Raw genomic sequence first — 24,585 nt, 5'->3', positions numbered from 1 at the left:
AGGCGCATTCTACAGCGTTGAAAGTCGCTGTCAACACCTCGGCGATCATCTTCTGGCCGACCTCTCGGAAGACCGAAGCGACAAGCACTACCACCGCCTGCCGATCACCTCTCCCTGCGCCTAACTACAGCTAAGTGCTTGATTTTCAAGCCTTTCCGCTGCTTCGTCGCTGGGAGAGGTGCGCATTATAGGGATGCAGAATCTGCCGTCAACACCTTTCCTGAAATCTTTTTACTCGACCGCCAGGGATACGCGAGCAAAGGATTTCTTACCGGCCTGTAGCACATGGGTCGCACCTAGCTTGAAGACGTAGGCACGATCCACCACCTCGCCATCCACGCGCACACCACCAGCACCGAGCAGATCACGAGCCACTGCGGCATTCTTGACCAGGCCCGCCTTATTAAGGACAGAAGCGATGGGCATATCCTCGGTAGCAGTCAGCTGGACTTCCGGCAGATCGACCGGCAGCTCGCCCTCTTTCATACGGTTGCCCGCAGAACGGTGAGCGGTAGCAGCGGCTTCTTCGCCATGGAAGCGAGCCACAATCTCTTCAGCAAGCTTGATCTTGATGTCACGCGGATTGGCACCCACCTCGATATCACGCTTGAACTGCTCGAGCTCTTCCATGGAGCGGAAGCTCAGCAGCTCGAAGTAGCGCCACATCAGCTGATCCGGTATTGAAACCAGCTTGTTGTACATGATCCCCGGCGCTTCCTGGATACCTACATAGTTACCCAGAGACTTCGACATCTTCTTCACACCATCCAGGCCTTCCAGCAACGGCATGGTGAGGATGCACTGGGATTCCTGCCCATAGGCACGCTGCAATTCACGCCCCATCAGCAGATTGAATTTCTGATCAGTACCACCCAGCTCGACATCCGCCCTCAGCGCGACCGAGTCGTAGCCCTGCACGAGCGGATAGAGGAACTCGTGAATCGCGATAGGTTGATTGGTGCTGTAGCGCTTGCTGAAGTCATCGCGCTCAAGCATGCGCGCAACGGTGTACTGCGATGCAAGGCGAATGAAGTCTGCCGGGCTCAGCTGGTCCATCCAGGTGGAGTTGAAGGCCACCTCGGTCTTGGCCGGATCGAGGATCTTGAACACCTGAGCCTTGTAGGTCTCGGCATTGTCCAGGACCTGCTCGCGAGTCAGAGGCGGACGGGTAGCGCTCTTGCCGCTGGGGTCGCCAATCATCCCTGTGAAGTCGCCAATCAGGAAAATCACCTGGTGTCCCAGCTCCTGGAACTGGCGCAGCTTATTAATAAGGACGGTGTGCCCCAAGTGAAGATCAGGAGCAGTCGGATCGAAGCCCGCCTTGATGCGCAGCGGCTGGCCACGCTTGAGCTTTTCGACCAGCTCGGACTCGACCAGGACCTCTTCCGCACCGCGCTTGATCAGCGCCAGCTGCTCTTCAACCGACTTCATGACAGGACTCATAGACCGTGGATAGACAAAGGGGAACCAACCATACAAGATCGCGAACTAATTACAAGTTTTGCGCCCAGCCCCATGCCAGTCAGCGGAAGGCACCAATCCAAGGTTGCCTAGGGCGGATTTTGATTATATTTTAGGCAGTTAGTTCATATTCCAAAAAACACCACACGCCATGACGCATTCAGTACCTAAAGCGCCGCCGTACCCGAAGAGCCACTTGCTGGCTGCAAGCGGTGTGGCTGCGCTGCTCAGCCTGGCCCTGCTGGTGTTCCCGTCCCGCGAAGTCGAGGCGAAGAAGACCTACATCAATCTGGAGCTGGAAAACGGCTCGGAGATGGTGATCCAGGAGAAGGACGATCTCCGACAAGCTCCCGCAGCCGGGGATGAGGGTATCTCGCCGTTTGCCAAGATCGAGAACCCAGCCGAGAACCAGAACAGCGCCGGAAAAGACGCGGACAAGAAGAAAGAAGTAGCTACCGACCTCGCTACCATCAAGACGCCTGTTGATCCCAGCCTCAAAGCTGTGACCGTGGGCAACGGCGACACTTTGTCCACGGTGTTTGCCAAGGTTGGCCTGTCCGCAAACGTCATGCATGACGTCCTGAGCAGCAGCAAGGATGCGAAGCAGCTCAGCCGCCTGAAGGTTGGCCAGAGCTTCGAGTTCAAGCTGGCCCCCAATGGTGAGCTCGAGAAGATCAGCACCAAGCTGAGCGGCCTCGAAAGCGTTCACCTTGAAAAGACATCCAAGGGTTACGCCTTCAAACGTGACCTGATCAAGCCGGAGCTCCGCTCGGCTTATGCCCGCGGCGTCATCGACAGCTCCCTGTTCCTGTCCGCCAAGCGTGCCGGCCTGTCCCATGACCTGACCATGGATCTGGCTAACATCTTCGGCTACGACATCGACTTCGCGCTCGACATTCGCGAAGGCGACGAGTTCGAGATGATCTACGAAGAAAAGGTGGTCGAGGGCAAGAAAGTCGGTAGCGGTGAAATCCTCGCCGCGCGCTTTATCAACCGTGGCAAGACCTTCTCTGCAGTCCGCTACGTCGACAAGCAAGGCAACGCCAGCTATCTGCGTGGTGATGGCACTGCAATGCGCAAGGCCTTCATCCGCACTCCGGTAGACTTCGCGCGCATCAGCTCGCGCTTCTCCAACGGCCGCCGACATCCGATCCTGAACAAGATCCGCGCCCACAAAGGCGTCGACTACGCAGCACCTCGTGGCACCCCGATCAAGGCCACCGGTGACGGCAAAATCGTCCTGGCTGGCCGTCGTGGTGGCTACGGTAATGCGGTGATCATCCAGCACGGCAGCAAGTACAAGACTTTGTACGGCCACATGCAAGGTTTCGCCAAGGGTATTCGCACTGGCGGTAGCGTGAAGCAAGGCCAGATCATCGGATACGTGGGCACTACCGGTCTCTCCACCGGCCCGCACCTGCACTACGAGTTCCAGGTTAACGGCGTGCACGTCGATCCGCTGGGTGTGAAGCTGCCGATGGCCGACCCATTGATGGCCAGCGAGAAGAAGCGCTTCATGCAGATGACCCAGCCGCTGATGGCGCGCATGGACCAGGAAAAGGCCAGCATGCTGGCCATGAACAAGCGCTGATCAGATGCCGCGCTATCTGGGAGTGATGTCCGGGACCAGCCTTGATGGCCTGGACATCGCCCTGGTCGAACAGACCGATCGCATTACCCTCCTCGACACCCACTACATTCCCATGCCCAGCTCGCTACGCAGCGAGCTGTTGGCACTCTGCGCTTCTGGCCCGGACGAACTGGCCCGCGCGGCCCTAGCGGAGAATGGCTGGGTAGAACTGGCGGCTTCCGGGATCAACGCACTACTGGTTCGCAACAACCTGGGCGCCAAGGACATTCGCGCCATCGGCAGCCATGGCCAGACAGTGCGTCACGAGCCCGCACGCGGATTCACCGTGCAGATCGGCAATCCAGCCCTGCTTGCTGAGTTGACCGGCATCACCGTAGTAGGCGATTTCCGCCGGCGCGATGTCGCCGCCGGGGGCCAGGGCGCGCCGCTCGTGCCGGCATTCCACGAGTCGCTGTTCGGAGATGCCGACAACCACCGCGCCGTGCTTAACGTCGGTGGCTTCAGCAACCTCAGTCTCATCGATCCGGGTAAAGCGGTACATGGATTCGATTGCGGTCCCGGCAACGTTCTACTGGACGCCTGGATCCATCTCCAGCGGGGCGAAAGCTTCGACCGCAATGGTGACTGGGCAGCAACCGGCACCCTGCAACAACGCCTGCTGGAAACCCTCTCCGGTGATGCCTTCTTCACCACGCGCGGCCCGAAGAGCACGGGACGCGAGCTGTTCAATCTCAGCTGGCTCCAGTCACACCTGGCGCGCCTCCCGAAATTCAAACCCGAGGATGTGCAGGCTACCTTGCTCGAACTCACCGCGCGAAGCATCATCGATGCGCTGCGCGCCGCGCAGCCGAAGACCGATGACCTCCTGGTCTGTGGTGGTGGAGCGCACAACCGCCAACTGATGCTACGGCTCGCCGCCCTGCTACCCGGCGCTCAGGTCCGCAGTACAGCAGATCTCGGCGTGGACCCGGACTGGGTCGAAGCCATGGCCTTTGCCTGGCTCGCACACTGCTGCCTCGAAGGGATTCCCACCAATCGCCCCAGCGTTACCGGCGCCAGGGGCCTGCGCATCCTTGGCGCAATCTACCCTGCCTGATCCACAAACAAAAACGCCGTGCCCAAAGGCACGGCGTTTGTTGTATTCGGACTCGAATCAGATCGAGAAGGACGAACCGCAGCCGCAGGTGGTGGTGGCATTCGGGTTCTTGATCACGAAGCGCGAACCCTCGAGGCCTTCCTGATAGTCCACTTCGGCACCGGCCAGATACTGGAAGCTCATCGGGTCTACCACAAGGCTCACGCCATCGCGCTCGACAATGGTGTCATCGTCAGACACGTCTTCATCAAAGGTGAAACCGTACTGGAAGCCCGAGCAGCCGCCACCGGTGACGAACACACGGAGTTTCAGGCGCGGGTTGCCCTCTTCATCGACCAGGTTCTTCACCTTGCTGGCCGCGCTCTCGGTGAACATCAGGGCTGAAGGGGTGAAGGTTTCGACGCTCATGCTGCAACTCTCCCGGCTTGACGCCGCCATACTGCGCTAAGGCGAGGCATTATCCGCTTACCCTACAAAACTGGTCAACTATTAAGCGATTCGACCCACTCTATGGATCGGAGTGCGACGCCGACCGTGCAATTGCCGGCGTCGCGCCCCATCAGGGCAGCAGAGCAGCGTGGGACAGGCCCAGGCGCTCCTCGAGGCCGAACATGATATTGAGGTTCTGTACCGCCTGGCCGGACGCCCCTTTGACCAGGTTGTCGATCACCGAGAGCACCACCACCAGGTCGCCGCCCTGAGGACGGTGAACCGCGATCCGGCAAACGTTGGCACCACGGACGCTGCGGGTTTCCGGATGGCTGCCCGCCGGCATCACATCGACGAAGGGTTCGCTGGCATAGCGCTTTTCGAACAGGGCCTGCAGGTCGACGCTCTTGTCCGCGACGTTTGCGTACAGGGTGGCGTGAATACCACGAATCATCGGCGTCAGGTGTGGAACGAAGGTCAGGCCGACCGGACCACCGGCAGCGCGACGCAGACCCTGGCTGATTTCCGGCAGGTGACGATGCCCTTTAACCGAGTAAGCCATCATGCTCTCGCCCGCCTCGCAGAAAAGCGAGCCCACCTTCGCGCCACGGCCAGCGCCGCTGACGCCGGACTTGCAGTCAGCGATCAGTTGCGTGGTGTCGGCAAGGCCAGCTTCCAACAGCGGAATGAAGCCAAGCTGAGTGGCGGTCGGATAGCAGCCAGGGACTGCGATCAGGCGCGCGCCCTTGATCGCTTCACGGTTCACTTCCGGCAGGCCGTAAACGGCTTCCGGCAGCAGGGTGGGCGCTCCGTGGGGCTGACCGTACCACTTGGCCCATTCTTCAGCATCCTGCAGTCGGAAGTCAGCGGAAAGGTCGATCACGCGGGTACCGGCGTCCAGCAGTTCGCCGGCCAGCGCGTGGGCAACGCCGTGCGGCGTAGCGAAGAAGACCACGTCGCAGCCGCCCAAGGTAGCCACATCGGGCACGCTGAACGAGAGGTTGTCGTAGTGGCCGCGCAGGTTCGGGTACATATCGGCGACCTTCACCCCAGCCTCGGATCGCGAGGTGATTACCGCGACCTCCGCTTGCGGATGCTGAGCCAGCAGACGCAGCAGTTCGACACCGGTATAGCCCGTGCCGCCGACGATTCCGACCTTGACCATCACTTGCCCCTCAAAGAACCGATTGGAAAGCTGCCGATGATAAGGCCGCATCGGCCAGGGGCCAACCGCCGAGGTGACGTGCGGCCGCTCAAGCCTCTACTATCCGGGCAATCTGTCTGATGGAAACCGTCCCCATGCTCTATCTGTGGCTCAAGGCCCTGCACATCATCGCCATCGTCTGCTGGTTCGCCGGCCTTTTCTACCTGCCACGCCTCTTCGTCTACCACGCCATGGCCGAGGACGAGCCCAGCCGCGAACGCTTCAAGATCATGGAGCGCAAGCTGTACCGCGGCATCATGGGCCCCTCGATGATCGCCACGCTGGTGTTCGGCATCTGGATGCTCTATCTCAATCCGGCCTGGCTGAGCCAGGGCTGGCTGCACGCCAAGCTCACCCTGGTCATCCTGCTGATTGGCTATCACCACGCCTGCGGCTCCCTGCTCAAGCGCTTCGCGCGCGGAGAAAACCGCCGCGGCCATGTGTTCTTTCGCTGGTTCAACGAAGTCCCAGTGCTGTTCCTGATCGCCATCGTCATCCTGGTGGTGGTCAAGCCCTTCTGACCCTGACAAGAGGAATGCCAGATGCCCCTGCCCGCCCTGCTCGAACAACGCCTGCGCTTGCCGGTCGTAGCTGCGCCGATGTTTCTGGTTTCCAACCCCAAGCTGGTCCTGGCCTGCTGCAACAACGGCATCGTCGGCAGCTTTCCCGCGCTCAACCAGCGCGAGAGCAGCGGCTTCCGCGCCTGGCTCGATGAGATCGAAGCGTCGCTGGGGACGGATGCGGCCCCCTACGCGGTGAACCTGATCGTCCATCACAGCAACCCGCGTCTGCAGGCGGACCTCGCGATCTGCGTGGAAAAGCGCGTCCCGATCGTCATCACCAGCCTGGGAGCGGTGAAGGAAGTGGTAGACGCCGTGCATAGCTACGGCGGTCTGGTATTCCACGACGTGACCACCCGCCGCCACGCGGAGAAGGCCGCCGAGGCGGGCGTGGACGGTTTGATCGCGGTTGCCGCCGGCGCCGGTGGCCATGCCGGCACCTGGAGTCCCTTCGCCCTGGTCGCCGAGATTCGCCAGTTCTTCGACAAGACGCTGCTGCTCGCCGGTTGCCTCAACCACGGCCACGAAATCTTCGCGGCCCAGATGCTCGGCGCCGATCTGGCCTATCTCGGCACCCGTTTCATCGCCACCCAGCAAAGCGACGCCGAAACTCGCTACAAGCAGATGATCCTCGACGCCCGAGCCGCCGACATCATTCATACGCCAGCCGTCTCCGGCGTGCCGGCCAGCTTCATGCGCCAGAGCCTGGAGGCAGCCGGCTACGACATGAAACGCCTCGCCGACAAGGGCAGTGTCGACTACGGCGAGAAGCTGAAACCGGTCAGCGATGAAGCCAAGGCCTGGAAGACCGTGTGGTCCGCCGGCCAAGGCGTCGGCAACATCCGCGACTTGCCGACCGTGGACGAACTCATCGCCCGACTCGACCAGGAATACCGCGCGGCCCGCGACAAGTCCGTGCAACTGGGCCAACGCTGGGCACGATGAGGCGACGAACTCTGCTCGGTATTGGCGCGCTTGGCGCGCTTGGCATCTGGGCGGCGCGCCCGACTGATCATGGCCGCCCCCACGACGCCTACTTCACACGCCTTAACCAACTGTTTCGCGAAGACGGTGGCGGCGTCCCGCAAATGGTCATCGACCTTGATCGCCTGGATGCCAACGCCGATTTGCTCGCCGCCAGGCTGGGTTCGCGCCAATTGCGCCTGGTGGCAAAGTCTTTGGCGTCCGGCGGACTGCTCGATTACCTGGCACGCCGCCTGAACTGCACGCGCTTCATGGTTTTCCACCAGCCGCAGCTGAACCAGTTGGCTCGCCTCTTCCCCTCCGCCGACCTGCTGCTGGGCAAACCCTTACCCACCGCCGCAGCCCTGGCCTTCTACCAGCAGTTGCCCCGTCACCTCGGTTTCGACCCGAGCAATCAGGTCACCTGGCTCGTGGACAGCGCCCAGCGCTTGCAGGAATACACCGAGTTGAGCCGTGCGCTTGGCCAATCGCTGCAGGTTGCGCTGGAGATCGACATCGGTCTCGCGCGCGGTGGGCTCTCTTCACCCGACGCACTGGCCAACGTCCTTTCGCAAATGACGGCGTCTGCGTCTCCATTGAAACTGCGCGGGCTTATGGGATATGACGCTCAGGTCGCCCACGCGCCATTCTGGATCGGCAAGGAACGGGCCCTGAGAGAAAGTAATGCGCGCTACCAGGCATTCATCCAGGTGGCCCGCACATTCCCGATCTGGCCACAGGACCCCCTGCTGAATGGCGGCGGTAGCCAGACCTACCCACTACACGTCGCTGGCAACGGGCCCCTGAGCGAGGTCGCTGTGGGTTCCGCCCTGCTCAAGCCCGCCGCCTTTGACAGCGAATTACTCCGGGAACACCAGGCGGCCCTATGGATAGCCAGCCCTGTGCTAAAGGTGCTCGATGGCACCCTGCCCTATCTGGACAACGTTCAGGGCCTGCTGCAGGGCTGGAACCCTAATCGCCAGCGCGCTCATTACCTCTACGGCGGCAACTGGCAGGCAGAGCCGGTCTCCCCCGCAGGGTTGGGCTACGACAGCCTCTATGGCCGCAGCGCCAACCAGGAACGCCTGATTGGGTCCCGGAGCACGGGGCTTGCCGTGGACGACTGGGTATTTCTGCGCCCCACCCAATCCGAAGGAACCCTTGGCGAGTTCGCTGACTTGCGCCTGCTGCGCCGTGGCAACCTGGTCGGCCGCTGGAACCCGCTGAGCCTGGCCTGAGCCCCACTTTTTGTGCGCCAGGCCGCTTGTGCCGTGGGCCAGCGCGCAATTACGCTGTGCCATCATTCTTTCTGTCGCTGACAAGGATGCCCGCATGACCGAAGCCCGCTTCAAAATCGTCTTCGACGGTGAGCCCATGCCCGGTGTGGCGCTGGAGACCGTCAAGGAAAACCTCGCCCGTCTGTTCAAGAGCGATGCCAGCAAGATCGACAGCCTGTTCGGCGGCCGCAGCGTCGCGCTCAAGCGCGATCTGGTGGAAGCCGAGGCGGATAAGTACCTCACCGCATTGCAGCGAGCCGGCGCGATGGTGCGCAAGGAGCAAGACATTGCAGCCGGCCTGAGCCTGGTGGCCACGGAAGATCACCCTGCCCCGGTCACCGCAGCCGCTGCTGCAGAAACCAGCACTGGCACTGACACCATGAACTGTCCCAAGTGCGGCCACGAGCAGGCCAAGGCAGCCGAGTGTCAGGCCTGTGGGATCATCATCGACAAGTACCTGGCGCGCCAGGCGCAACTGACAGAAGAGGCGCCGCAGGTAAAGCCATCCGTCATCAGTAGCGAAACGACCTCCCCCTACGCGCCACCCAGAGCACAGGTCGGCGAGCAACTGCCAGAGTTCGGGGAACTGAAGGTCCTCGGCACCAGCGGCCGGATCGGCCGGGTGCGCTATCTGGGCTGGAGCATGGCGCTGATGCTGGCGTTCCTGCCGATTGGAGGGGTGATCCTCGGCAGCTTTGCACTCTCCGACGCACTGGCGGCGCTACTGACCCTAGTGGCCTGCCTTGCTCTGGTGGTGGTCAGCGTGTGCATCGGTGTGCAGCGCCTCCACGATATCGGCTGGTCCGGCTGGCTCTGGCTGCTGAACTTCGTCCCGATCATAGGCAGTGTGTTCGCCCTGATCATGCTGTTCATGCCAGGTACAGACGGCCCCAACCGCTATGGCCCACCGCCGCCGCCCAACAGCCGAGGGGTAAAAGTGCTGGCATGGCTGATTATTTTGGTACCGGTTATCGGTATAGTCGCCGCCATTTCGTTACCGGCTTACCAGGACTATCTGATGCGCACCCAGATGGGCGACGCCGCAAGCTTCGAGCAGCCGGGCGATGCGCCCGCCCTCGAAGGCGAGTCCGCAGAGTAAGCAACCTCCCGGGGCCGGCGTTGTCCAACCCGGCCCTGTTATGGAGAACCCCAGATGCCTCGTTATGCCCTGATCACCGGCGCCTCCAGCGGTATTGGCCTGGCTCTGGCCGAGGCACTGGCGCGACGGGGCCGTCGCCTTTTGCTGGTCTCCCGGAATCGGGACGCGCTCGAAAGCATCGCCTGCGAACTGACCCAGCGCTTCGGTGTGGAAGTGCTGTTCCGCTACTGCGACCTCGCCGAACCCCTTCACGTATCCGGCCTGCTGATGGACCTGGAGCAGGGCGAACGGGAAATCGACCTGCTGGTGAACAATGCCGGCATAGGTTCTTCCGGGACATTCGTCGACCAGGACTGGGGCCGTGAGCAGGAACTGATCGAACTGAACATCCTCGCGCTCGCGCGGCTCTGCCACGGCATCGGCGGTCTGATGGCGCGGCAGGGCGGCGGACAGATCCTCAATGTTGCCTCAGTAGCGGGCTTCCAGCCCGGCCCCTGGATGAGCAACTACTACGCCAGCAAGGCCTACGTGCTGAGCTTCTCAGAAGGTCTGCGTGAGGAATTGCGACCGCGCGGCGTGAAAGTCTCGGTTCTGTGCCCCGGCCCCACCCGCACTGCCTTCTTCCGCGGCGCCCACTTGGAAGTCGGGAAGCTTGAGGGCAGCAAGCTGATGATGAGCCCAGAAGAACTGGCACTGTTCGCTGTACGTGCACTGGAAAAGAACCGCGCGATCATCATTCCTGGCTGGCGAAACCGGCTTGCAGCGCAGCTCCCGCGATTGGCACCACGCTGGCTGGTACGCCGCCTACTGGGCCGGATCATTCGCCGCTTCGCCCAGCCCTGAACAGGCTCAATCAGCCTTTACGCAACGCCCATCCGCCCACGCGCGCAAGTTTGCCAACTGCTCGGCCATCAGCACCGAAAGCGGCGCCGTCCCCTTGAGTTCACATAGCAGCAGGGTCTGGTCGGCCGGGCATTGCTGGGCCTGCGACGCATAGAGCATCCCCACCACCGCCTGCTCGATCTCGGCGCCCGAGAAACCATCGCTGGCGGCGACCAGCTGATGCAGGTCGAACTGCGCCGGGTCCAGTTCGCGGCGAACGAGGTGAATGCGGAATATCTCGGAACGAACCTCGGGCTGCGGCAGGTCGACGAAAAACAGCTCGTCGAAACGTCCCTTGCGCAGCAACTCCGGTGGCAGGCGATCAATCGCGTTGGCGGTTGCGACCATGAACACCGGCGCCTTGCGCTCGGCCATCCAGGTCAGCAGGGTCCCCAACACGCGCTGGCTCACGCCACCGTCATGGTCACCGCTGGCCAGCCCCTTCTCTACCTCATCCATCCACAACACGCAGGGCGCCATCTGCTCGGCGAGCTTCAAGGCCTCGCGCAGGTTGCGTTCGGTCTCGCCGAAGAACTTGTTGTACAGGCAGGCAAAGTCCAGGCGTAGCAGTGGCAAGCCCCAGAGGCCGGCAACGGCCTTGGCCGCCAGGCTCTTGCCGCCGCCTTGTACGCCGACCAACAGGACACCCTTCGGCCGGTCCACCGCCTTTTCGTCCAGCACCGCAGCCTGGCGCTCGGCCAACCAACGCTTGAGGTTGGCCAATCCGCCCACTTCGGCGAACCGGGCGGTCTCGTATTCGAAGCTGAGTACGCCTTCCAGATCCAGCAACTGGAACTTGGCCTTATTCAGCTCCGGCAAGTCTTCCTGGGTGATGGCACCGTCGTCACAGATCACGTTGCGCGCCAACGCGCGCGCTTCTCCGTGGCTCATGCCGCGCAGGTTCTTCACCACCTGCTGCAGGGTGCGGTTGTCCGTCCGGACCCGCGCGCCCCGATTGCGCTCGCTCCAGCGCGACGCCTCTTCCCGAACGATGCTCAGCAGCTCGTCTTCATTGGGCAGCGCCAGATCGAAACGGGCGGCATAGCGTTGCACCTCCGGCGGCAACTTCAGCGCGTGAGAAACCAGCACCAGCGTCGGCTTGTGATTACCCTCCGCCATGGCCACCTCCTTGAGCAGGCGCACCACCTTGGGGTTGTCACTGAGGAACGGGTGCAGGTCGCACATCACATAGAGGTTCGGTTGCGGATCGGCCTTGATCAGCTTGAGCGCCGTTTCCGGCTCGCGGCTATCACCCTCGCCCAGGACTTCGCCTCCAAAACCCAGGCGCTGCAGCCCTTCGCTGATGGCCCAGGTGAAGAGTCCGAGCCCACGTTTGACCGCAAGGCTGGTGAGCGTTTCCAGCACCCGGCGCTCGTCCCATGACTCGATCAGGATCAGCTTCACGCGTGAGTCCAGTACCAGGCCGAGGTCGTGGATATCGTTCTTCACAGGGGCTCCTTGTGGGCATCGGCCAGCGCTGGCCGGGGCAATCGCTCACCGTTAAACTCGGGACCTCTTATAACAGGCCGGAGAATTCCCGTGGACTGTCTGTTCTGCAAAATCGCCGCCGGAGAAATTCCCGCGCGCAAGCTCTATGAAGATGACCAGGTCGTCGCCTTTCACGACATTGCGCCGCAGGCCCCCGTGCACTTCCTGGTGATCCCGAAGAAGCACATCCGCACCCTCACCGAACTCACTGAAGGTGACAAGGCACTGGTCGGCCACATTGCCTATACCGCCCAGCGCCTCGCTGCCGAACAAGGCTGCGATGAGGGCTTCCGCCTGGTGATGAACTGCAATGAGCAAGGCGGCCAGACCGTCTACCACATCCACATGCATGTCCTCGGCCAGCGCCAGATGCACTGGCCGCCGGGCTGACCCATCGGCCGGGGCCTGATACCGGTCAAGCCTCGGTCATCCCCTTGCGGTAGAATGCCCACCGATATTCCACGGAGGTGCCGCATGGCCAGCGAACGTTCCTATTCCCCCGCCGACCGTCTGCTGCTGCAGGCCGATGCCGCGCTGCGCACGCTGCTGCCGTTTACCGGCCAGCCATTCCGACCCTCCCCTGCCGAAGGCCAGGCCGATGCCGAACTCAAACCTGAGGACGCTCGCCATATCGCCGGACTGATGCGCATCAACCACACCGGCGAGGTCTGCGCGCAAGCGCTCTATCAGGGCCAGGCGCTGACCGCCAAGCTGCCGGAAGTGCGCGAAGCCATGGAACATGCGGCCGAGGAAGAGATCGACCACCTGGCCTGGTGCGAACAGCGCATCCGCGAGCTCGGCAGCCGCCCTAGCGTCCTCAACCCGATCTTCTATGGACTGTCCTTCGGCGTCGGCGCCGTGGCCGGCCTGATCAGCGACCGGGTCAGCCTGGGTTTCGTCGCAGCGACTGAAGACCAGGTATGCAAGCACCTCGACGAACACCTGGCGCAGTTGCCTGCCGATGATGCCAAGTCGCGAGCCATCCTCGAGCAGATGCGTACCGACGAAGAGCAACACGCCACCAGCGCCCTGGAAGCTGGCGGCCTGCGCTTCCCCGCCCCAGTGAAGTTCGGCATGACGCTGCTGTCGAAGGTCATGACCAAGAGCACCTACCGGGTCTGAAACCCGCACATGAAAAAGGGCGCCACCAGGCGCCCTTTTCGTTTCCACTGCGAAACTACATCAGTGAGGCATGTTCCGCGCGTAGAAGATTTCCAGCATTTCGTGGCGCACGCGCTCCTCGACTTCCTTTCGCTGTTCAGGCGTCAGGTTGTTGGTGGCGTCACCAAACAGGTAGTTGTCCAGTTCGAAGTCCTTGAGCAGCATCTTCGTGTGGAACATGTTCTCCTGGTACACGTTGACGTCCGTCATCTGATAGGCGTCCTGGGTGTCGTCGGAGAGGTAGTTCTGGATCGAGTTGATCTCGTGGTCGATGAAGTGCTTCTTGCCTTCCACGTCACGGGTGAACCCGCGCACGCGATAGTCCACGGTGACGATATCCGAGTCGAACTGGTGAATCAGGTAGTTGAGCGCCTTCAGCGGTGAGATAACGCCGCACGTGGAAACATCGATGTCCACCCGGAAGGTTGCGATACCCGACACCGGATGGATTTCCGGATAGGTGTGAACGGTGATGTGGCTCTTGTCGAGGTGGGCCAGGATGGTCTCCGGCAGCGGGCCAGGAGATTCCTCGATCTGGCTGTCGGTGGGGGTCACCGGCTGCTCGGAGATCAGGATGGTCACACTCGCGCCCTGGGGATCGTAATCCTGGCGGGCAATATTGAGGATATTGGCACCGATGATGTCGACTACGTCGGTGAGGATCTGGGTCAGGCGTTCGGCATCGTACTCTTCGTCGATGTACTGGACGTAGGCCTGCTGGTCCTCGGGGGTTTCCGCGTAGCAGATGTCATAGATGTTGAAGCTCAAGGTCTTTGTCAGGTTGTTGAACCCGTGGAGCTTGAGTTTGCTTTTCACCGTTGAGAGCTCTCTGTGCATATGCGGCTCTGCCGCGTGGTTGAGCATGCCCGTCAGAAGCGCACGACACTTCTGCGTAGGACGGTTTACACCTCTTCGCGTTGGCGATTGTGGTCGTAGGTTCGGAGCCCGATGCCCCGGAAATTGGAAGGGGGCGAATTATGCAGACGACGGGCGCCGTCTGCCAGAGTTTGCCGCGCAAATATGATGGCCGGATGTCCTGCGCCATCCGGCCGTCGGCTAATTGGAAATCACGCGCCGAGTTCGACGATCTCGTAATCGTGGGTGATCTCGACGCCGGCACGGCCAAGCATGATCGAGGCCGAGCAGTACTTCTCGGCGGACAGCTCCACCGCGCGCTTGACCTGGGCCTCTTTGAGGCCGCGCCCTTTCACCACGAAATGCACGTGGATTCTGGTGAATACCTTGGGGTCTTCGCTGGCGCGCTCGGCCTCAAGAAAAGCTTCACAGCTTTCCACGGGCTGGCGGGACTTCTTCAGGATGCTCACCACGTCAAAGTTGGTGCAGCCGCCCAGGCCAAGCAACAACATTTCCATGGGACGCACGCCCAGGTTGCGACCACCGGACTCGGGTGGACCGTCCATCACTACGACATGGCCGCTGCCGGATTCGCCAAGGAACAGGGCTTCGCCTGCCCATTGGATGCGTGCTTTCATCGCCTGAAACTCCGCTCGGAAAAAGGTGCGGTAGCTTATCACAGCGCCTTTTCCCCGCCGGCCCGCAAATAGTTCCTGAGCAGGTGTTAGATGCGTCGCAAAATCACATTGTCGAATCAGGGACCTCTGTTAAGCTGGCGCCGGATTACTGGCACACTTGGCCGGACAACTATTAGAAAATTGCCTGTTGGACAAAGGCTTACCTTCTCTTTTTCGGGACTCGGGCATGGTCGCAATTACCCTTACACCAAAAATAAAGAGCCTGGACAAAATACTCGCGCATTGTCACCGCCGCCGTTACACGGCCAAGAGCACCATCATCTATGCAGGTGATCGTTGCGAAACCCTCTTCTTCATCATCAAAGGCTCCGTCACCATCCTGATCGAGGACGACGATGGGCGCGAAATGATCATCGCCTACCTTAATGCCGGCGACTTCTTCGGCGAGATGGGGCTGTTCGAAAAGGAAGGGGCGGAGAAGGAGCGCAGCGCCTGGGTTCGAGCCAAGACGGAATGCGAAGTGGCTGAACTGAGCTACGCCAAGTTCCGCGAGCTCACCCAGCAGGACCCGGAAATCCTCTACGCACTGGGCAGCCAGATGGCTGACCGCCTGCGCAATACCACCCGCAAAGTGGGCGACCTGGCCTTCCTCGATGTCACCGGCCGTGTTGCGCGCACCCTGCTCGACCTGTGCAAGCAGCCCGATGCCATGACCCATCCGGACGGTATGCAGATCAAGATCACCCGCCAGGAAATCGGCCGGATCGTTGGCTGCTCCCGCGAGATGGTCGGCCGCGTACTCAAGAGCCTTGAAGAACAGGGCCTGGTGCACGTGAAGGGTAAGACGATGGTGGTCTTCGGCACGCGCTGAAGCCCCCAACGAAAAAGCCGGCGCAAGCCGGCTTTTTCATTTCTGGAGGACCGAACCGGATCAATCCGGATCGATTCCCGCCACCACGCGGTTGCGATCGGGGAAGAACAGGCGGCCCAGTTCGACGCCCGGCTCTTCGGCGCGCATGAACGCTTCGCCTACCAGGAACGCATAGACGCCGCTGACTTCCATCAGCTCTACGTCGGCGCGGTTGAGAATGCCACTCTCGGTAATGACCAGGCGATCACGTGGAATACGTGGCAACAGATCGAGGGTGTTTTCCAGGCTGACCTCGAAGGTGTGCAGGTTGCGGTTGTTGATGCCCACGAGCGGGGTATCCAGGCAGTTCAACGCGCGATCCAGCTCTTCACCGTCATGCACTTCCACCAGCACGTCGAGGCCGACATCCTTGGCGGTGGCGGCCAGTTCCTTCATGCGTACGTCGTCCAGCGCGGAGACGATCAACAGGATGCAGTCCGCGCCGATAGCGCGAGCTTCGACCACCTGGTACGGGTCGATCATGAAGTCCTTGCGGATCACCGGCAGGGAGCAGGCGGCACGAGCCTCCTGCAAGTACGCATCGGCGCCCTGGAAGAAGTCCACGTCGGTCAGGACCGACAGGCAGGCTGCACCGCCAGCCTCGTAGCTCCTGGCGATCTGCGCAGGGTTGAAGTCCTCGCGCAGCACGCCCTTGCTGGGCGAGGCTTTCTTCACTTCGGCAATCACTGCCGGCTCGTGGCGCTCGGCCCGTTCCAGCAGCGCGCGGGCGAAACCACGAGGTACGTCGGCAGAGCGAGCCAGCGCCTCGACCTCGGACAGGGAAACGCGGGCACGGCGCTCGGCCACTTCCTCAGCCTTGCGCGCCAGGATCTTCTCAAGAACGGTTGGGATGCTCACGCTTCATTCTCCACTCGGAACACCGCGGTAAAGGAGGCCAGCTCGTCCAGCTTCTCGCGGGCGAGGCCGGTGTGCAGAGCGTCCTGCGCCAGACGCACACCTTCCTTCAGGCTGGAGGCCAGGTCTGCAGCATAGAGGGCCGCACCGGCATTCAACACGATCATGTCGCCGGCCTTCTGGCCATTTTCGGTCTTGCGCCTGCCCAGGGCATCGCGGATCAGTTCAAGGGATTCCTGTGGGCTGCCAACAGTCAGACCGATCAGGCTTTGGCTCTTGATGCCGAAGTCCTCGGGCTGGATCTGGTACTCGGTCACTTCGCCGTTCTTCAGCTCTGCGACATGGGTCGGCGCGGCGAGGCTCACCTCGTCCAGACCATCGCGCGAATGCACGACCAGAATGTGATCGCTGCCCAGGCGCTTGAGCACCTCGGCCAGCGGACGGCACAGCGTCTGGCTGAACACGCCCACGACCTGGTGCTTCACACCGGCCGGATTCGTAAGCGGGCCAAGCATGTTGAACAGGGTGCGCAGACCCAGCTCACGACGTGGGCCGGCAGCGTATTTCATGGCCTTGTGATGAGCCTGGGCAAACATGAAGCCGACGCCGATGCTCTCGATGCAACGGGCGACTTGTTCGGGATTGAGGTCGAGATAGATGCCAGCGGCTTCCAGCACGTCGGCGCTGCCGGTTTTGCCGGAAACCGCTCGGTTACCGTGCTTGGCAACCTTGCCGCCCGCAGCGGCGACCACGAAGGTGGCGGCGGACGAAACGTTGAAGATGTTGGCGCCATCACCGCCGGTACCGACCACATCCACCACGTGCTTGAGGCTGGAAAGCTCGACTCGTGTCGCCAGCTCACGCATCACCGAGACCGCACCAACGATTTCCTCGATGGTCTCGCTCTTCATGCGCATCCCCATGAGGAAGGCGCCGATCTGCGCATCAGTGCACTGGCCGGTCATGATCAGGCGCATCACGTCCTGCATTTCTTCGATGGTCAGGTCCAGCTGGTTGACCACCCGGTTCAGGGCTTCCTTGATGTCCATCAGCGCACTCCGCCGGTCTGCTTGAGGAAGTTGGCCAGAAGTTCATGGCCCTGTTCGGTAAGGATGGACTCCGGATGGAACTGCACACCCTCGATATTCAGCGTTTTGTGACGCAGCCCCATGATCTCGTCGACGGTGCCATCGGCATGCTGGGTCCAGGCGGTGACTTCCAGCTCGCCGGGCAGGGTTTCCAGCTTCACCACCAGGGAGTGGTAGCGGGTGACGGTCAGTGGGTGGTTCAGGCCTTGGAAGACGCCCTGGTCCTTGTGGAACACCGGGCTGGTCTTGCCATGCATGGCCTGGCGCGCGCGCACCACATCGCCGCCGAAAGCCTGACCGATGCTCTGGTGACCCAGGCAGACGCCGAGAATCGGCAGCTTGCCGGCGAAGTGGCGGATCACCTCCAGCGACACGCCCGCTTCGTTGGGCGTGCAGGGGCCGGGAGAGACCACGATGCGTTCCGGGTTCAGCGCTTCAATCTCGGCGATGGAGAGCTCGTCGTTACGGATCACATGCACGTCCGCGCCCAACTCACCGAGGTACTGCACCACGTTGTAGGTAAAGGAATCGTAGTTGTCGATCATCAGCAGCATGGTGCAATCCTCAGGCGTCGGTCTTGGCGGTCTGTTCGGCGAGAGCCACGGCACGGAACATGGCGCGGCGCTTGTTCAGCGTCTCTTCCCATTCCAGTGCCGGGACTGAGTCGGCGACGATGCCGGCGCCGGCCTGCACGTGCAGCTCGCCGTCCTTGATGACCGCCGTGCGGATCGCGATGGCAGTGTCCATATTGCCGTTCCAGGCCAGGTATCCCACGGCACCACCGTAGACGCCACGTTTGACCGGTTCGAGGTCGTCGATGATCTCCATGGCGCGGATCTTCGGTGCGCCGGAAAGCGTGCCGGCCGGCAGGATGGCGCGCAGGGCTTCCATTGCGGAGATGCCTTCCTTGAGCTGGCCGGTGACGTTGGAAACGATGTGCATCACGTTGGAGTAACGCTCGATCACCATCTTCTCGGTGACCTTGACGCTGCCCGTGCTGGCAACGCGGCCGACGTCATTGCGGCCGAGGTCGATCAGCATCAGGTGCTCGGCCAACTCCTTGGCATCGGAGAGCAGGTCTTCTTCCAGGGCGCGGTCGGTTTCCTCGGTCGCGCCGCGCGGGCGAGTGCCGGCAATCGGGCGCACGGTGACCAGGCCATCCTCGACGCGCACCAGCACTTCCGGCGAACTGCCCACTACGTGGAAGTCACCGAAGTTGAAGAAGTACATGTAAGGCGTTGGGTTGAAGCAGCGCAAGGCGCGGTACAGATCGATGGGAGCGGCCTGGAAGGGAATCGACATGCGCTGGGATATCACCACCTGCATGCAGTCACCGGCCAGGATGTACTCCTTGATCTCACGCACCGCCTGCTCGTAGTCCTCACGGGTGAAGCTGGAGCGGAAGTCCGGCTCACCCCCGACAGGCAGGCTGGGGTCCACGCCCAGGCGCGGCACTACCGGCTGGCGCAGTTTCTGACGCAGTTCGACCAAGCGCGCCTGGCCCTTCTCGTAGGCCTCGGGCTGAGTCGGATCGACCAGGACGATGGCGTGCAGCTTGCCAGCGAGGTTGTCGAACACGATCACAGCGTCCGAAACCATCAGCAGGATGTCCGGAGTGCCCAGCGGATCGGGATTCGGGCAATTGGCCAAACGCTTTTCTACGTAGCGCACGCAGTCGTAACCGAAGTAGCCGACCAGGCCGCCGTTGAAACGCGGAAGGCCAGCGATGGGCGCCACCTGATAGCGTTCTTTGAACGCTTCGACGAAGGCCAGCGGGTCTTCGCAATCGTGGGACTCAACTTCGACATCATCGACGCTGACGCTGACTTTCGGGCCGTGGGCGCGCAGTACAGTGCGGCTCTGCAGGCCGATGATGGAGTAACGGCCCCATTTCTCGCCGCCCTGCACGGACTCCAGCAGGTAGGAGTACGGGGTATCAGCGAGCTTCAGGTAGAGGGAAAGGGGGGTATCGAAATCCGCCAGGGTTTCGAACGCAAGCGGAATGCGGTTATAGCCTTCGGCGGCCAAACGCAGGAATTCTTCGCGGGTCATGATCAGCCTCATGGGGCGGGGAACCCCTTTGAGGGGTTCCTGGAGAAAAAGACGTCGGTGTGAAAGCGCGCCGGAGTATCCGGCCAGAATGAATTAGGCGCGCCAGCGCCAACGGGCGACGGCCTTGATGATCTTCATTCCGGCTCGTTCGAGCCAATGCTTGCAGGGAACCACCACGTGTCTGTCTCGTTGAGGCGGATTGTCGGAGGAGTTCGGCGACATTAGCGCAGCGCCGTGGGCGGCGCAACCGCCGGGAAGCAGCTCACGCAGGTCATCCACCACCAGCGCCGGCTCCTCTTCGGCGATGGGCCGGCCGTGGTTGTAACCGTAGCTCAGGGCCACGCATTTGACCCCGGCGGCCTTGGCAGCGAGCACGTCATTGCGCGAATCACCGACGAACAAGGCCTCGCCGCGGCTGACGCCAGTCATGTGCATCACATGGAGCAACGCGGCCGGGTCAGGCTTCTGTTGCGGCAGGGTGTCGCCAGCTATGATCAGCGGGAAATATCGGCCCAGCTTCATCTCGTCCAGCAAGGGTGCAACGAAACGCTCGGGCTTGTTGGTGATCAGCGCCAGCTCCACGCCCTTCTTCTTCAGCCACTTCAGGGTTTCTGCCACACCGGGATAGACAGTGGTCAGCGCATGGCTGTCGGCGTAGGCCTCCATGAACAGCTCCAGGCCGCGTTCGGCGTCGCTGTCATGCACGGAGGAATGGTCGAGGCCGCCGGCCAAGGCACGGCGTACCAGCACCCGGGCGCCGTTGCCAACCCATTCGCGGACCTGCTCGACGCCAGCCACTGGGCGCCCCAAGGCGACCAGCATGCGATCAATGGCGGCCGCGAGGTCCGGCACCGAATCCACCAGGGTACCGTCCAGGTCGAACATCACCAGGCGTGGCAGACGCCCATCGAACAGCCGGTGCAACGTGCCCATATCAGACCTGGGCCAGCTCGGCGCGCATGGCGGCAATGACTTCGGCGTAATCCGGCGTATTGAAGATGGCCGAACCGGCGACGAAGGTATCGGCGCCCGCAGCGGCTATCTCGCGGATGTTCTTGACGTTGACGCCGCCGTCGATCTCCAGGCGGATGTCGCGACCTGAGGCATCGATCAGGGCGCGGGCCTCGCGAAGCTTGTCGAGGGTGCCGGGAATGAACTTCTGCCCACCGAAGCCAGGGTTGACGCTCATCAGCAGGATCATGTCGACCTTGTCCATCACGTACTTCAGCACGTCCAGCGGAGTGGCCGGGTTGAACACCAGGCCGGCCTTCGCACCGCCGTCGCGGATCAGTTGCAGGGAGCGGTCGATGTGCTCGGAGGCTTCCGGGTGGAAGGTGATATAGGTGGCGCCGGCTTCAATGAAGTCGCCAATGATGCGGTCCACCGGCTTGACCATCAGGTGCGCATCGATGGGCGCAGTGATGCCGTACTTGCGCAACGCCGAACAGACCATGGGGCCGATGGTCAGGTTGGGCACGTAGTGGTTGTCCATCACGTCGAAGTGAACGATGTCGGCGCCGGCGGCGAGAACGTTCTCCACTTCCTCACCCAAGCGGGCGAAATCGGCGGAAAGAATCGACGGTGCGATGGCGAAAGGCTGCATGGCTGACCTCAGGGCAGAATCACGGTGGCGCGAATTGTAGCCGGGATGGATGGCGCGCGGGGATTCGACCGATGACTGAGGCGGGGCGGAAAAGCACCTGCCCGCGACGGGGACGCGGACAGGTGAAGGTTAAAGACGTTTACTCCGGCATGGATGTGCGCATGCGCTCGCTGCGGCCGCGCAGCCACTCCAGCACCAGCAGCAGCGCAATGGAGAAGCCGATCAGCAGGGTTGCAGCGGCGGCGATGGTGGGGCTGAGGTTCTCGCGTATGCCACTGAACATCTGCCGCGGCAGGGTCGCCTGCTCGGGGCCGGCGAGGAACAGGGTCACCACCACTTCGTCGAAGGAGGTGGCGAAGGCGAACAGCGCCCCCGAGATCACTCCCGGTGCGATCAGCGGCAGGGTCACCTTGAAGAACGCGGTCAGCGGCGGTGCGCCCAGGCTGGCGGCGGCACGCACCAGGTTGTAGTTGAAGCCCTGCAAGGTCGCCGACACCGTGATGATCACGAACGGCACGCCGAGCACCGCGTGCACCAGTATCAGCGACAGGTAGCTGTTACCCAGGCCCAACGGGGCGAAGAACAGGTAACTGGCCACACCGATGATCACCACTGGAACCACCATTGGCGAAATCAGCAGGCTCATCACCAGTGCCTTGCCGCGAAATTCGCCACGGGTCAGGCCAATGGACGCCAGCGTACCGAAGACCATCGCCAGTACGGTCGCTGCCGGGGCAACGATCATGCTGTTGGTCAAAGAGCGCATCCACTCCGCCGAGTTGAAGAAGTCGGCGTACCAGCGCAGGGAAAAGCCCTGCAGCGGGTACACAAGGAAGGTGCCGGAATTGAACGACAGCGGGATGATCACCAGCACCGGCAGGATCAGGAACAGCAGCACCAGGCCGCAAAGGCCACGCAGCGTGTAGAACCACAGGCGCTCGACCGGAGACATGTAGGGACTCAGCATTTTCTTGTTCTCCTCAACCCAGACGCAGACGGCCAGCGCCGACAAGCCAGCTGTAGACCACATAGAGGATCAGGGTGGCGAACAGCAGCATGCCGCCCAGGGCCGTGGCCATGCCCCAGTTGATGGTGGTGTTGGTGAAGAAGGCGACGAAGTAGCTGACCATCTGGTCGTTCGGGCTACCCAGCAGTGCCGGTGTGATGTAGTAGCCAATGGACAGGATGAACACCAGCAGGCACCCGGCGCCAACGCCGGCCACGGTCTGCGGGAAGTACACCTTCCAGAAGCTGGCGAAGGGGTGGCAGCCAAGGGAGATCGCCGCCCGCATGTAGCTCGGGGAAATGCCCTTCATCACGCTGTAGATCGGCAGGATCATGAACGGCAGCATGATGTGCACCATGGCGATGTAGACGCCGGTGCGGTTGAACACCAGTTGCAACGGCTGGTCGATCAGACCCAGTTTGAGCAGCGCTCCGTTGATCAGACCGCCGGACTGCAACAGCACGATCCACGCTGCCACACGCACCAGAATGGAGGTCCAGAACGGCAGCAGCACCAGGATCATCAACAGGTTGCTCTTGCGCGTCGGCAAATTGGCCAGCAGGTAGGCCAACGGATAGGCCAGCAGCAGGCAGATCACGGTGATGACCGCGCCCATCCAGAAAGTGCGGACAAAGATATCCAGATAGATGGCCTGGTCCGGGGTAGCCGGGGCCAGCTCTCCCAGATCATCGATGCGATGGTCGAGGGCGGCCAGCAGATAATAGGGGGTCAGGTGGCTGGCGTTGCGGCGAATCGCCTGCCAGTACGCAGGGTCGCCCCAGCGCTCGTCCAGGCTTTCCAGCGCGTCCTTGTAGGAAGCTGGCTCAGCCTTGAACGGCAGGGCGCGGGCGGTCTTGGCCATCAGGCTGCGGTAGCCGGCCAGTTCCATGTTCAGACGCTTGGAGAGGTCGCCGATTGTCTGGTTCTTGCGCGCCGCGGCGAGGTCTTCGGCCAAGGCCTTGTACACAGACTCGGCGGGCAGCGCCTTGCCGTCCCAGCTGGAAATGGCTTCGACCGTACGCGGCATGGAGCCGACCACTTCCGGGTTGTTCACGCTCTTGTAAAGCAACGCGCCGATGGGCACCAGGAAGGTCAGCAGGAGGAAAATCAGCAGCGGCAGGATCAGCGCCTGGGACTTCAGGCGGTTCATCCGCTCGGCTCGGGCGAGGCGCTGCTTGAGGCTGGGGCCGGCGACCTCGTTCAGGGGCACTGCAGTGGCCATGGCGAACTCCGTTGGAACAGGTATTTAGGTTCAGGCCCCACCGGGGCCGGGTGAGGGAACCCCCCTCACCCCCCGCCCCTCTCCCATCGGGAGAGGGGCGATACAGGCGGACTTACTTGGCCGCCCAGGAGTTGAAGCGCTGCTCCAACTGCTCGCCGTAGTCAGCCCAGAAGGTGACGTCCATGGCGACCTGATCCTTGATGTTCTCCGGAGTGGTCGGCATGTCCTTCAGCAGGCCCTTGTCCAGCAACGGCACCGCCTGGGTATTGGCCGGGCCATAGGCGATGTTCTCGGAGTAGATCTTCTGCTGTTCGGGCTTGACCGAGAAGGCGATGAACTCCTTGGCCTTGTCGGCATCCTTGGCACCCTTCGGAATGGCCCAGGAGTCGAAATCGTAGATACCGCCGGCCCATACGACCTTCAGGTTGCTTTCCTTCTGCACGGCAGCGATACGGCCGTTGTAGGCCGAGCTCATGACCACGTCACCCGAGGCGAGGAACTGCGGCGGCTGGGCGCCGGCTTCCCACCACTGGATGCTCGGCTTGATTTCGTCGAGCTTCTTGAACGCGCGATCCTGGCCTTCCTTGGTGGCCAGCACGCTGTAGACGTCCTTGGGAGCGACGCCATCGGCCATCAGGGCAAATTCCAAGGTGTACTTGGCACCCTTGCGCAGGCCGCGCTTGCCGGGGAATTTCTTCACGTCCCAGAAATCAGCCCAGCTGGTGGGGGCGGACTTCAGCTTGTCGGCGTTGTAGGCCAGCACGGTGGACCAGACGAAGAAGCCGACGCCGCAAGGCTGGACGGCGCCGGGAACGAAATCTTCAGCCTTGCCGAACTGGGCAGCGTCCAGTTCTTCGAACAGGCCTTCGTCACAGCCGCGGGACAGCTCTGGCGACTCCACTTCCACCAGGTTCCAGGAAACGCTGTTGGTGTCGACCATGGCCTTCACCTTGGCCATTTCACCGTTGTACTCGCCTGCGATGATCTTGTTGCCGGTGCTCTGCTGGTAGGGCTCGTAGAACGCCTTGACCTGCGCATTCTTGTTGGCTCCACCAAAGGACACCACGGTCAGGTCGGCGGCCATTGCCTGAGCGGCGCAGGCCAACCCGAGGGCGATGGCGGTAAGTTTCAGGGATTTCGACATT

General features: G+C 62.1%; 25 protein-coding genes. 10 read left to right on the top strand and 15 right to left on the bottom strand.

Annotated features, from left to right (window positions below):
• Positions 1-231 precede the first annotated feature (231 nt).
• Positions 232-1,431: a tyrosine--tRNA ligase gene (gene tyrS / locus E8E75_RS11190; protein ID WP_153920459.1), complete on the bottom strand. Its 1,200-nt coding sequence runs from the start codon at positions 1,429-1,431 to the stop codon at positions 232-234.
• 181 nt (positions 1,432-1,612) lie between these two features.
• Here tyrS and E8E75_RS11185 point away from each other — a divergent pair, with 181 nt between their 5' ends.
• The gene (locus E8E75_RS11185) at positions 1,613-3,052 is read left to right on the top strand and encodes a peptidoglycan DD-metalloendopeptidase family protein (protein ID WP_120653286.1); all 1,440 of its coding nucleotides are present in this window, start codon (positions 1,613-1,615) and stop codon (positions 3,050-3,052) included.
• Positions 3,053-3,056: 4 nt separating this feature from the next.
• A complete protein-coding gene (locus tag E8E75_RS11180) occupies positions 3,057-4,148 on the top strand; it encodes an anhydro-N-acetylmuramic acid kinase (protein WP_120653287.1) in 1,092 nt (363 codons plus the stop codon).
• 57 nt (positions 4,149-4,205) lie between these two features.
• Here the strand turns inward: E8E75_RS11180 and erpA are convergent, their stop codons facing one another.
• The gene (gene erpA, locus E8E75_RS11175; protein ID WP_120653288.1) at positions 4,206-4,556 is read right to left on the bottom strand and encodes an iron-sulfur cluster insertion protein ErpA; all 351 of its coding nucleotides are present in this window, start codon (positions 4,554-4,556) and stop codon (positions 4,206-4,208) included.
• Between the two features lie 151 nt (positions 4,557-4,707).
• Positions 4,708-5,742 (bottom strand): N-acetyl-gamma-glutamyl-phosphate reductase, encoded by a 1,035-nt coding sequence (gene argC, locus E8E75_RS11170; RefSeq protein ID WP_120653289.1) that lies wholly within the window; start codon positions 5,740-5,742, stop codon positions 4,708-4,710.
• 134 nt (positions 5,743-5,876) lie between these two features.
• Between argC and hemJ the strand changes: the two genes are divergently transcribed.
• From hemJ to E8E75_RS11145, 5 genes are all read left to right on the top strand, one after another.
• The gene (hemJ, locus tag E8E75_RS11165) at positions 5,877-6,302 is read left to right on the top strand and encodes a protoporphyrinogen oxidase HemJ (RefSeq protein WP_120653290.1); all 426 of its coding nucleotides are present in this window, start codon (positions 5,877-5,879) and stop codon (positions 6,300-6,302) included.
• Between the two features lie 21 nt (positions 6,303-6,323).
• Positions 6,324-7,286 (top strand): nitronate monooxygenase family protein, encoded by a 963-nt coding sequence (locus E8E75_RS11160; RefSeq protein ID WP_120653291.1) that lies wholly within the window; start codon positions 6,324-6,326, stop codon positions 7,284-7,286.
• Positions 7,283-8,542, top strand: coding sequence for an alanine racemase (locus E8E75_RS11155; protein ID WP_153920456.1), 1,260 nt, complete (start codon positions 7,283-7,285; stop codon positions 8,540-8,542). The genes E8E75_RS11160 and E8E75_RS11155 overlap by 4 nt, the downstream gene beginning before the upstream one ends.
• A 94-nt stretch (positions 8,543-8,636) precedes the next feature.
• Positions 8,637-9,680: a DUF805 domain-containing protein gene (locus E8E75_RS11150; RefSeq protein ID WP_153920455.1), complete on the top strand. Its 1,044-nt coding sequence runs from the start codon at positions 8,637-8,639 to the stop codon at positions 9,678-9,680.
• A 54-nt stretch (positions 9,681-9,734) separates the two neighbouring features.
• The gene (locus E8E75_RS11145; protein WP_120653294.1) at positions 9,735-10,523 is read left to right on the top strand and encodes an SDR family oxidoreductase; all 789 of its coding nucleotides are present in this window, start codon (positions 9,735-9,737) and stop codon (positions 10,521-10,523) included.
• Between the two features lie 6 nt (positions 10,524-10,529).
• Here the strand turns inward: E8E75_RS11145 and E8E75_RS11140 are convergent, their stop codons facing one another.
• Positions 10,530-12,011 carry an AAA family ATPase gene (locus E8E75_RS11140; protein WP_120653295.1) on the bottom strand — a complete coding sequence of 494 codons (1,482 nt, stop codon included), beginning with the start codon at positions 12,009-12,011 and terminating at the stop codon, positions 10,530-10,532.
• 90 nt (positions 12,012-12,101) lie between these two features.
• Between E8E75_RS11140 and E8E75_RS11135 the strand changes: the two genes are divergently transcribed.
• On the top strand, positions 12,102-12,440 hold the full coding sequence (locus tag E8E75_RS11135) for a histidine triad nucleotide-binding protein (RefSeq protein ID WP_120653296.1): 339 nt from the start codon (positions 12,102-12,104) through the stop codon (positions 12,438-12,440).
• A gap of 84 nt (positions 12,441-12,524) precedes the next feature.
• A complete protein-coding gene (gene coq7 / locus E8E75_RS11130; RefSeq protein WP_120653297.1) occupies positions 12,525-13,172 on the top strand; it encodes a 2-polyprenyl-3-methyl-6-methoxy-1,4-benzoquinone monooxygenase in 648 nt (215 codons plus the stop codon).
• A 60-nt stretch (positions 13,173-13,232) separates the two neighbouring features.
• Here coq7 and speD read toward each other — a convergent pair whose 3' ends face one another.
• Positions 13,233-14,027: an adenosylmethionine decarboxylase gene (speD, locus tag E8E75_RS11125; RefSeq protein ID WP_120653298.1), complete on the bottom strand. Its 795-nt coding sequence runs from the start codon at positions 14,025-14,027 to the stop codon at positions 13,233-13,235.
• A gap of 251 nt (positions 14,028-14,278) precedes the next feature.
• Positions 14,279-14,704, bottom strand: a complete 426-nt coding sequence (locus tag E8E75_RS11120; RefSeq protein WP_120653299.1) for an OsmC family protein — start codon at positions 14,702-14,704, stop codon at positions 14,279-14,281.
• Positions 14,705-14,930: 226 nt separating this feature from the next.
• Here E8E75_RS11120 and crp point away from each other — a divergent pair, with 226 nt between their 5' ends.
• Complete coding sequence (gene crp / locus E8E75_RS11115; RefSeq protein WP_028631060.1) at positions 14,931-15,575, top strand: cAMP-activated global transcriptional regulator CRP; 645 nt, start codon at positions 14,931-14,933, stop codon at positions 15,573-15,575.
• 60 nt (positions 15,576-15,635) lie between these two features.
• Here the strand turns inward: crp and trpC are convergent, their stop codons facing one another.
• The 9 genes from trpC to E8E75_RS11070 all read right to left on the bottom strand — a co-directional run bounded on the left by trpC (position 15,636) and on the right by E8E75_RS11070 (position 24,584).
• Entirely contained in the window at positions 15,636-16,472 is an 837-nt protein-coding gene (gene trpC / locus E8E75_RS11110) for an indole-3-glycerol phosphate synthase TrpC (RefSeq protein ID WP_120653300.1), read from the bottom strand.
• Positions 16,469-17,518: an anthranilate phosphoribosyltransferase gene (gene trpD / locus E8E75_RS11105; protein WP_120653301.1), complete on the bottom strand. Its 1,050-nt coding sequence runs from the start codon at positions 17,516-17,518 to the stop codon at positions 16,469-16,471. The genes trpC and trpD overlap by 4 nt, the downstream gene beginning before the upstream one ends.
• The gene (locus E8E75_RS11100) at positions 17,518-18,111 is read right to left on the bottom strand and encodes an aminodeoxychorismate/anthranilate synthase component II (protein ID WP_120653302.1); all 594 of its coding nucleotides are present in this window, start codon (positions 18,109-18,111) and stop codon (positions 17,518-17,520) included. The genes trpD and E8E75_RS11100 overlap by 1 nt, the downstream gene beginning before the upstream one ends.
• Positions 18,112-18,121: 10 nt before the next feature.
• Positions 18,122-19,609 carry an anthranilate synthase component I gene (trpE, locus tag E8E75_RS11095; protein ID WP_120655293.1) on the bottom strand — a complete coding sequence of 496 codons (1,488 nt, stop codon included), beginning with the start codon at positions 19,607-19,609 and terminating at the stop codon, positions 18,122-18,124.
• A 93-nt stretch (positions 19,610-19,702) separates the two neighbouring features.
• Complete coding sequence (locus E8E75_RS11090; protein WP_120653303.1) at positions 19,703-20,542, bottom strand: phosphoglycolate phosphatase; 840 nt, start codon at positions 20,540-20,542, stop codon at positions 19,703-19,705.
• A 1-nt stretch (position 20,543) separates the two neighbouring features.
• Positions 20,544-21,212, bottom strand: coding sequence for a ribulose-phosphate 3-epimerase (rpe, locus tag E8E75_RS11085; protein WP_153920451.1), 669 nt, complete (start codon positions 21,210-21,212; stop codon positions 20,544-20,546).
• 139 nt (positions 21,213-21,351) lie between these two features.
• Positions 21,352-22,179, bottom strand: coding sequence for an ABC transporter permease (locus E8E75_RS11080; protein ID WP_120653305.1), 828 nt, complete (start codon positions 22,177-22,179; stop codon positions 21,352-21,354).
• A 13-nt stretch (positions 22,180-22,192) separates the two neighbouring features.
• Positions 22,193-23,440, bottom strand: coding sequence for an ABC transporter permease (locus tag E8E75_RS11075; protein WP_153920448.1), 1,248 nt, complete (start codon positions 23,438-23,440; stop codon positions 22,193-22,195).
• Between the two features lie 112 nt (positions 23,441-23,552).
• Positions 23,553-24,584 (bottom strand): ABC transporter substrate-binding protein, encoded by a 1,032-nt coding sequence (locus E8E75_RS11070; RefSeq protein WP_120653307.1) that lies wholly within the window; start codon positions 24,582-24,584, stop codon positions 23,553-23,555.
• Position 24,585 lies beyond the last annotated feature (1 nt).

This window comes from Pseudomonas sp. BN606 (assembly GCF_029873115.1).
Lineage (GTDB): Bacteria > Pseudomonadota > Gammaproteobacteria > Pseudomonadales > Pseudomonadaceae > Metapseudomonas.
Note: the sequence above shows the minus strand (reverse complement) of the source record. Positions and strands in the feature narration are given on the sequence as shown.

Excerpts from the sequence above, each read along its gene's own strand:
- hemJ (WP_120653290.1), top strand. The coding sequence starts at position 5,877 with ATGCTCTATCTGTGGCTCAAGGCCCTGCACATCATCGCCATCGTCTGC.
- E8E75_RS11070 (WP_120653307.1), bottom strand. The coding sequence starts at position 24,584 with ATGTCGAAATCCCTGAAACTTACCGCCATCGCCCTCGGGTTGGCCTGC.
- E8E75_RS11090 (WP_120653303.1), bottom strand. The coding sequence starts at position 20,542 with ATGGGCACGTTGCACCGGCTGTTCGATGGGCGTCTGCCACGCCTGGTG.
- E8E75_RS11180 (WP_120653287.1), top strand. The coding sequence starts at position 3,057 with ATGCCGCGCTATCTGGGAGTGATGTCCGGGACCAGCCTTGATGGCCTG.
- E8E75_RS11145 (WP_120653294.1), top strand. The coding sequence starts at position 9,735 with ATGCCTCGTTATGCCCTGATCACCGGCGCCTCCAGCGGTATTGGCCTG.
- E8E75_RS11185 (WP_120653286.1), top strand. The coding sequence starts at position 1,613 with ATGACGCATTCAGTACCTAAAGCGCCGCCGTACCCGAAGAGCCACTTG.
- E8E75_RS11155 (WP_153920456.1), top strand. The coding sequence starts at position 7,283 with ATGAGGCGACGAACTCTGCTCGGTATTGGCGCGCTTGGCGCGCTTGGC.
- E8E75_RS11100 (WP_120653302.1), bottom strand. The coding sequence starts at position 18,111 with ATGCTGCTGATGATCGACAACTACGATTCCTTTACCTACAACGTGGTG.
- coq7 (WP_120653297.1), top strand. The coding sequence starts at position 12,525 with ATGGCCAGCGAACGTTCCTATTCCCCCGCCGACCGTCTGCTGCTGCAG.
- tyrS (WP_153920459.1), bottom strand. The coding sequence starts at position 1,431 with ATGAAGTCGGTTGAAGAGCAGCTGGCGCTGATCAAGCGCGGTGCGGAA.
- rpe (WP_153920451.1), bottom strand. The coding sequence starts at position 21,212 with ATGCAGCCTTTCGCCATCGCACCGTCGATTCTTTCCGCCGATTTCGCC.
- E8E75_RS11080 (WP_120653305.1), bottom strand. The coding sequence starts at position 22,179 with ATGCTGAGTCCCTACATGTCTCCGGTCGAGCGCCTGTGGTTCTACACG.
- argC (WP_120653289.1), bottom strand. The coding sequence starts at position 5,742 with ATGGTCAAGGTCGGAATCGTCGGCGGCACGGGCTATACCGGTGTCGAA.
- E8E75_RS11120 (WP_120653299.1), bottom strand. The coding sequence starts at position 14,704 with ATGAAAGCACGCATCCAATGGGCAGGCGAAGCCCTGTTCCTTGGCGAA.
- E8E75_RS11150 (WP_153920455.1), top strand. The coding sequence starts at position 8,637 with ATGACCGAAGCCCGCTTCAAAATCGTCTTCGACGGTGAGCCCATGCCC.
- erpA (WP_120653288.1), bottom strand. The coding sequence starts at position 4,556 with ATGAGCGTCGAAACCTTCACCCCTTCAGCCCTGATGTTCACCGAGAGC.
- trpE (WP_120655293.1), bottom strand. The coding sequence starts at position 19,609 with ATGACCCGCGAAGAATTCCTGCGTTTGGCCGCCGAAGGCTATAACCGC.
- E8E75_RS11075 (WP_153920448.1), bottom strand. The coding sequence starts at position 23,440 with ATGGCCACTGCAGTGCCCCTGAACGAGGTCGCCGGCCCCAGCCTCAAG.
- E8E75_RS11160 (WP_120653291.1), top strand. The coding sequence starts at position 6,324 with ATGCCCCTGCCCGCCCTGCTCGAACAACGCCTGCGCTTGCCGGTCGTA.
- trpD (WP_120653301.1), bottom strand. The coding sequence starts at position 17,518 with ATGGACATCAAGGAAGCCCTGAACCGGGTGGTCAACCAGCTGGACCTG.
- crp (WP_028631060.1), top strand. The coding sequence starts at position 14,931 with ATGGTCGCAATTACCCTTACACCAAAAATAAAGAGCCTGGACAAAATA.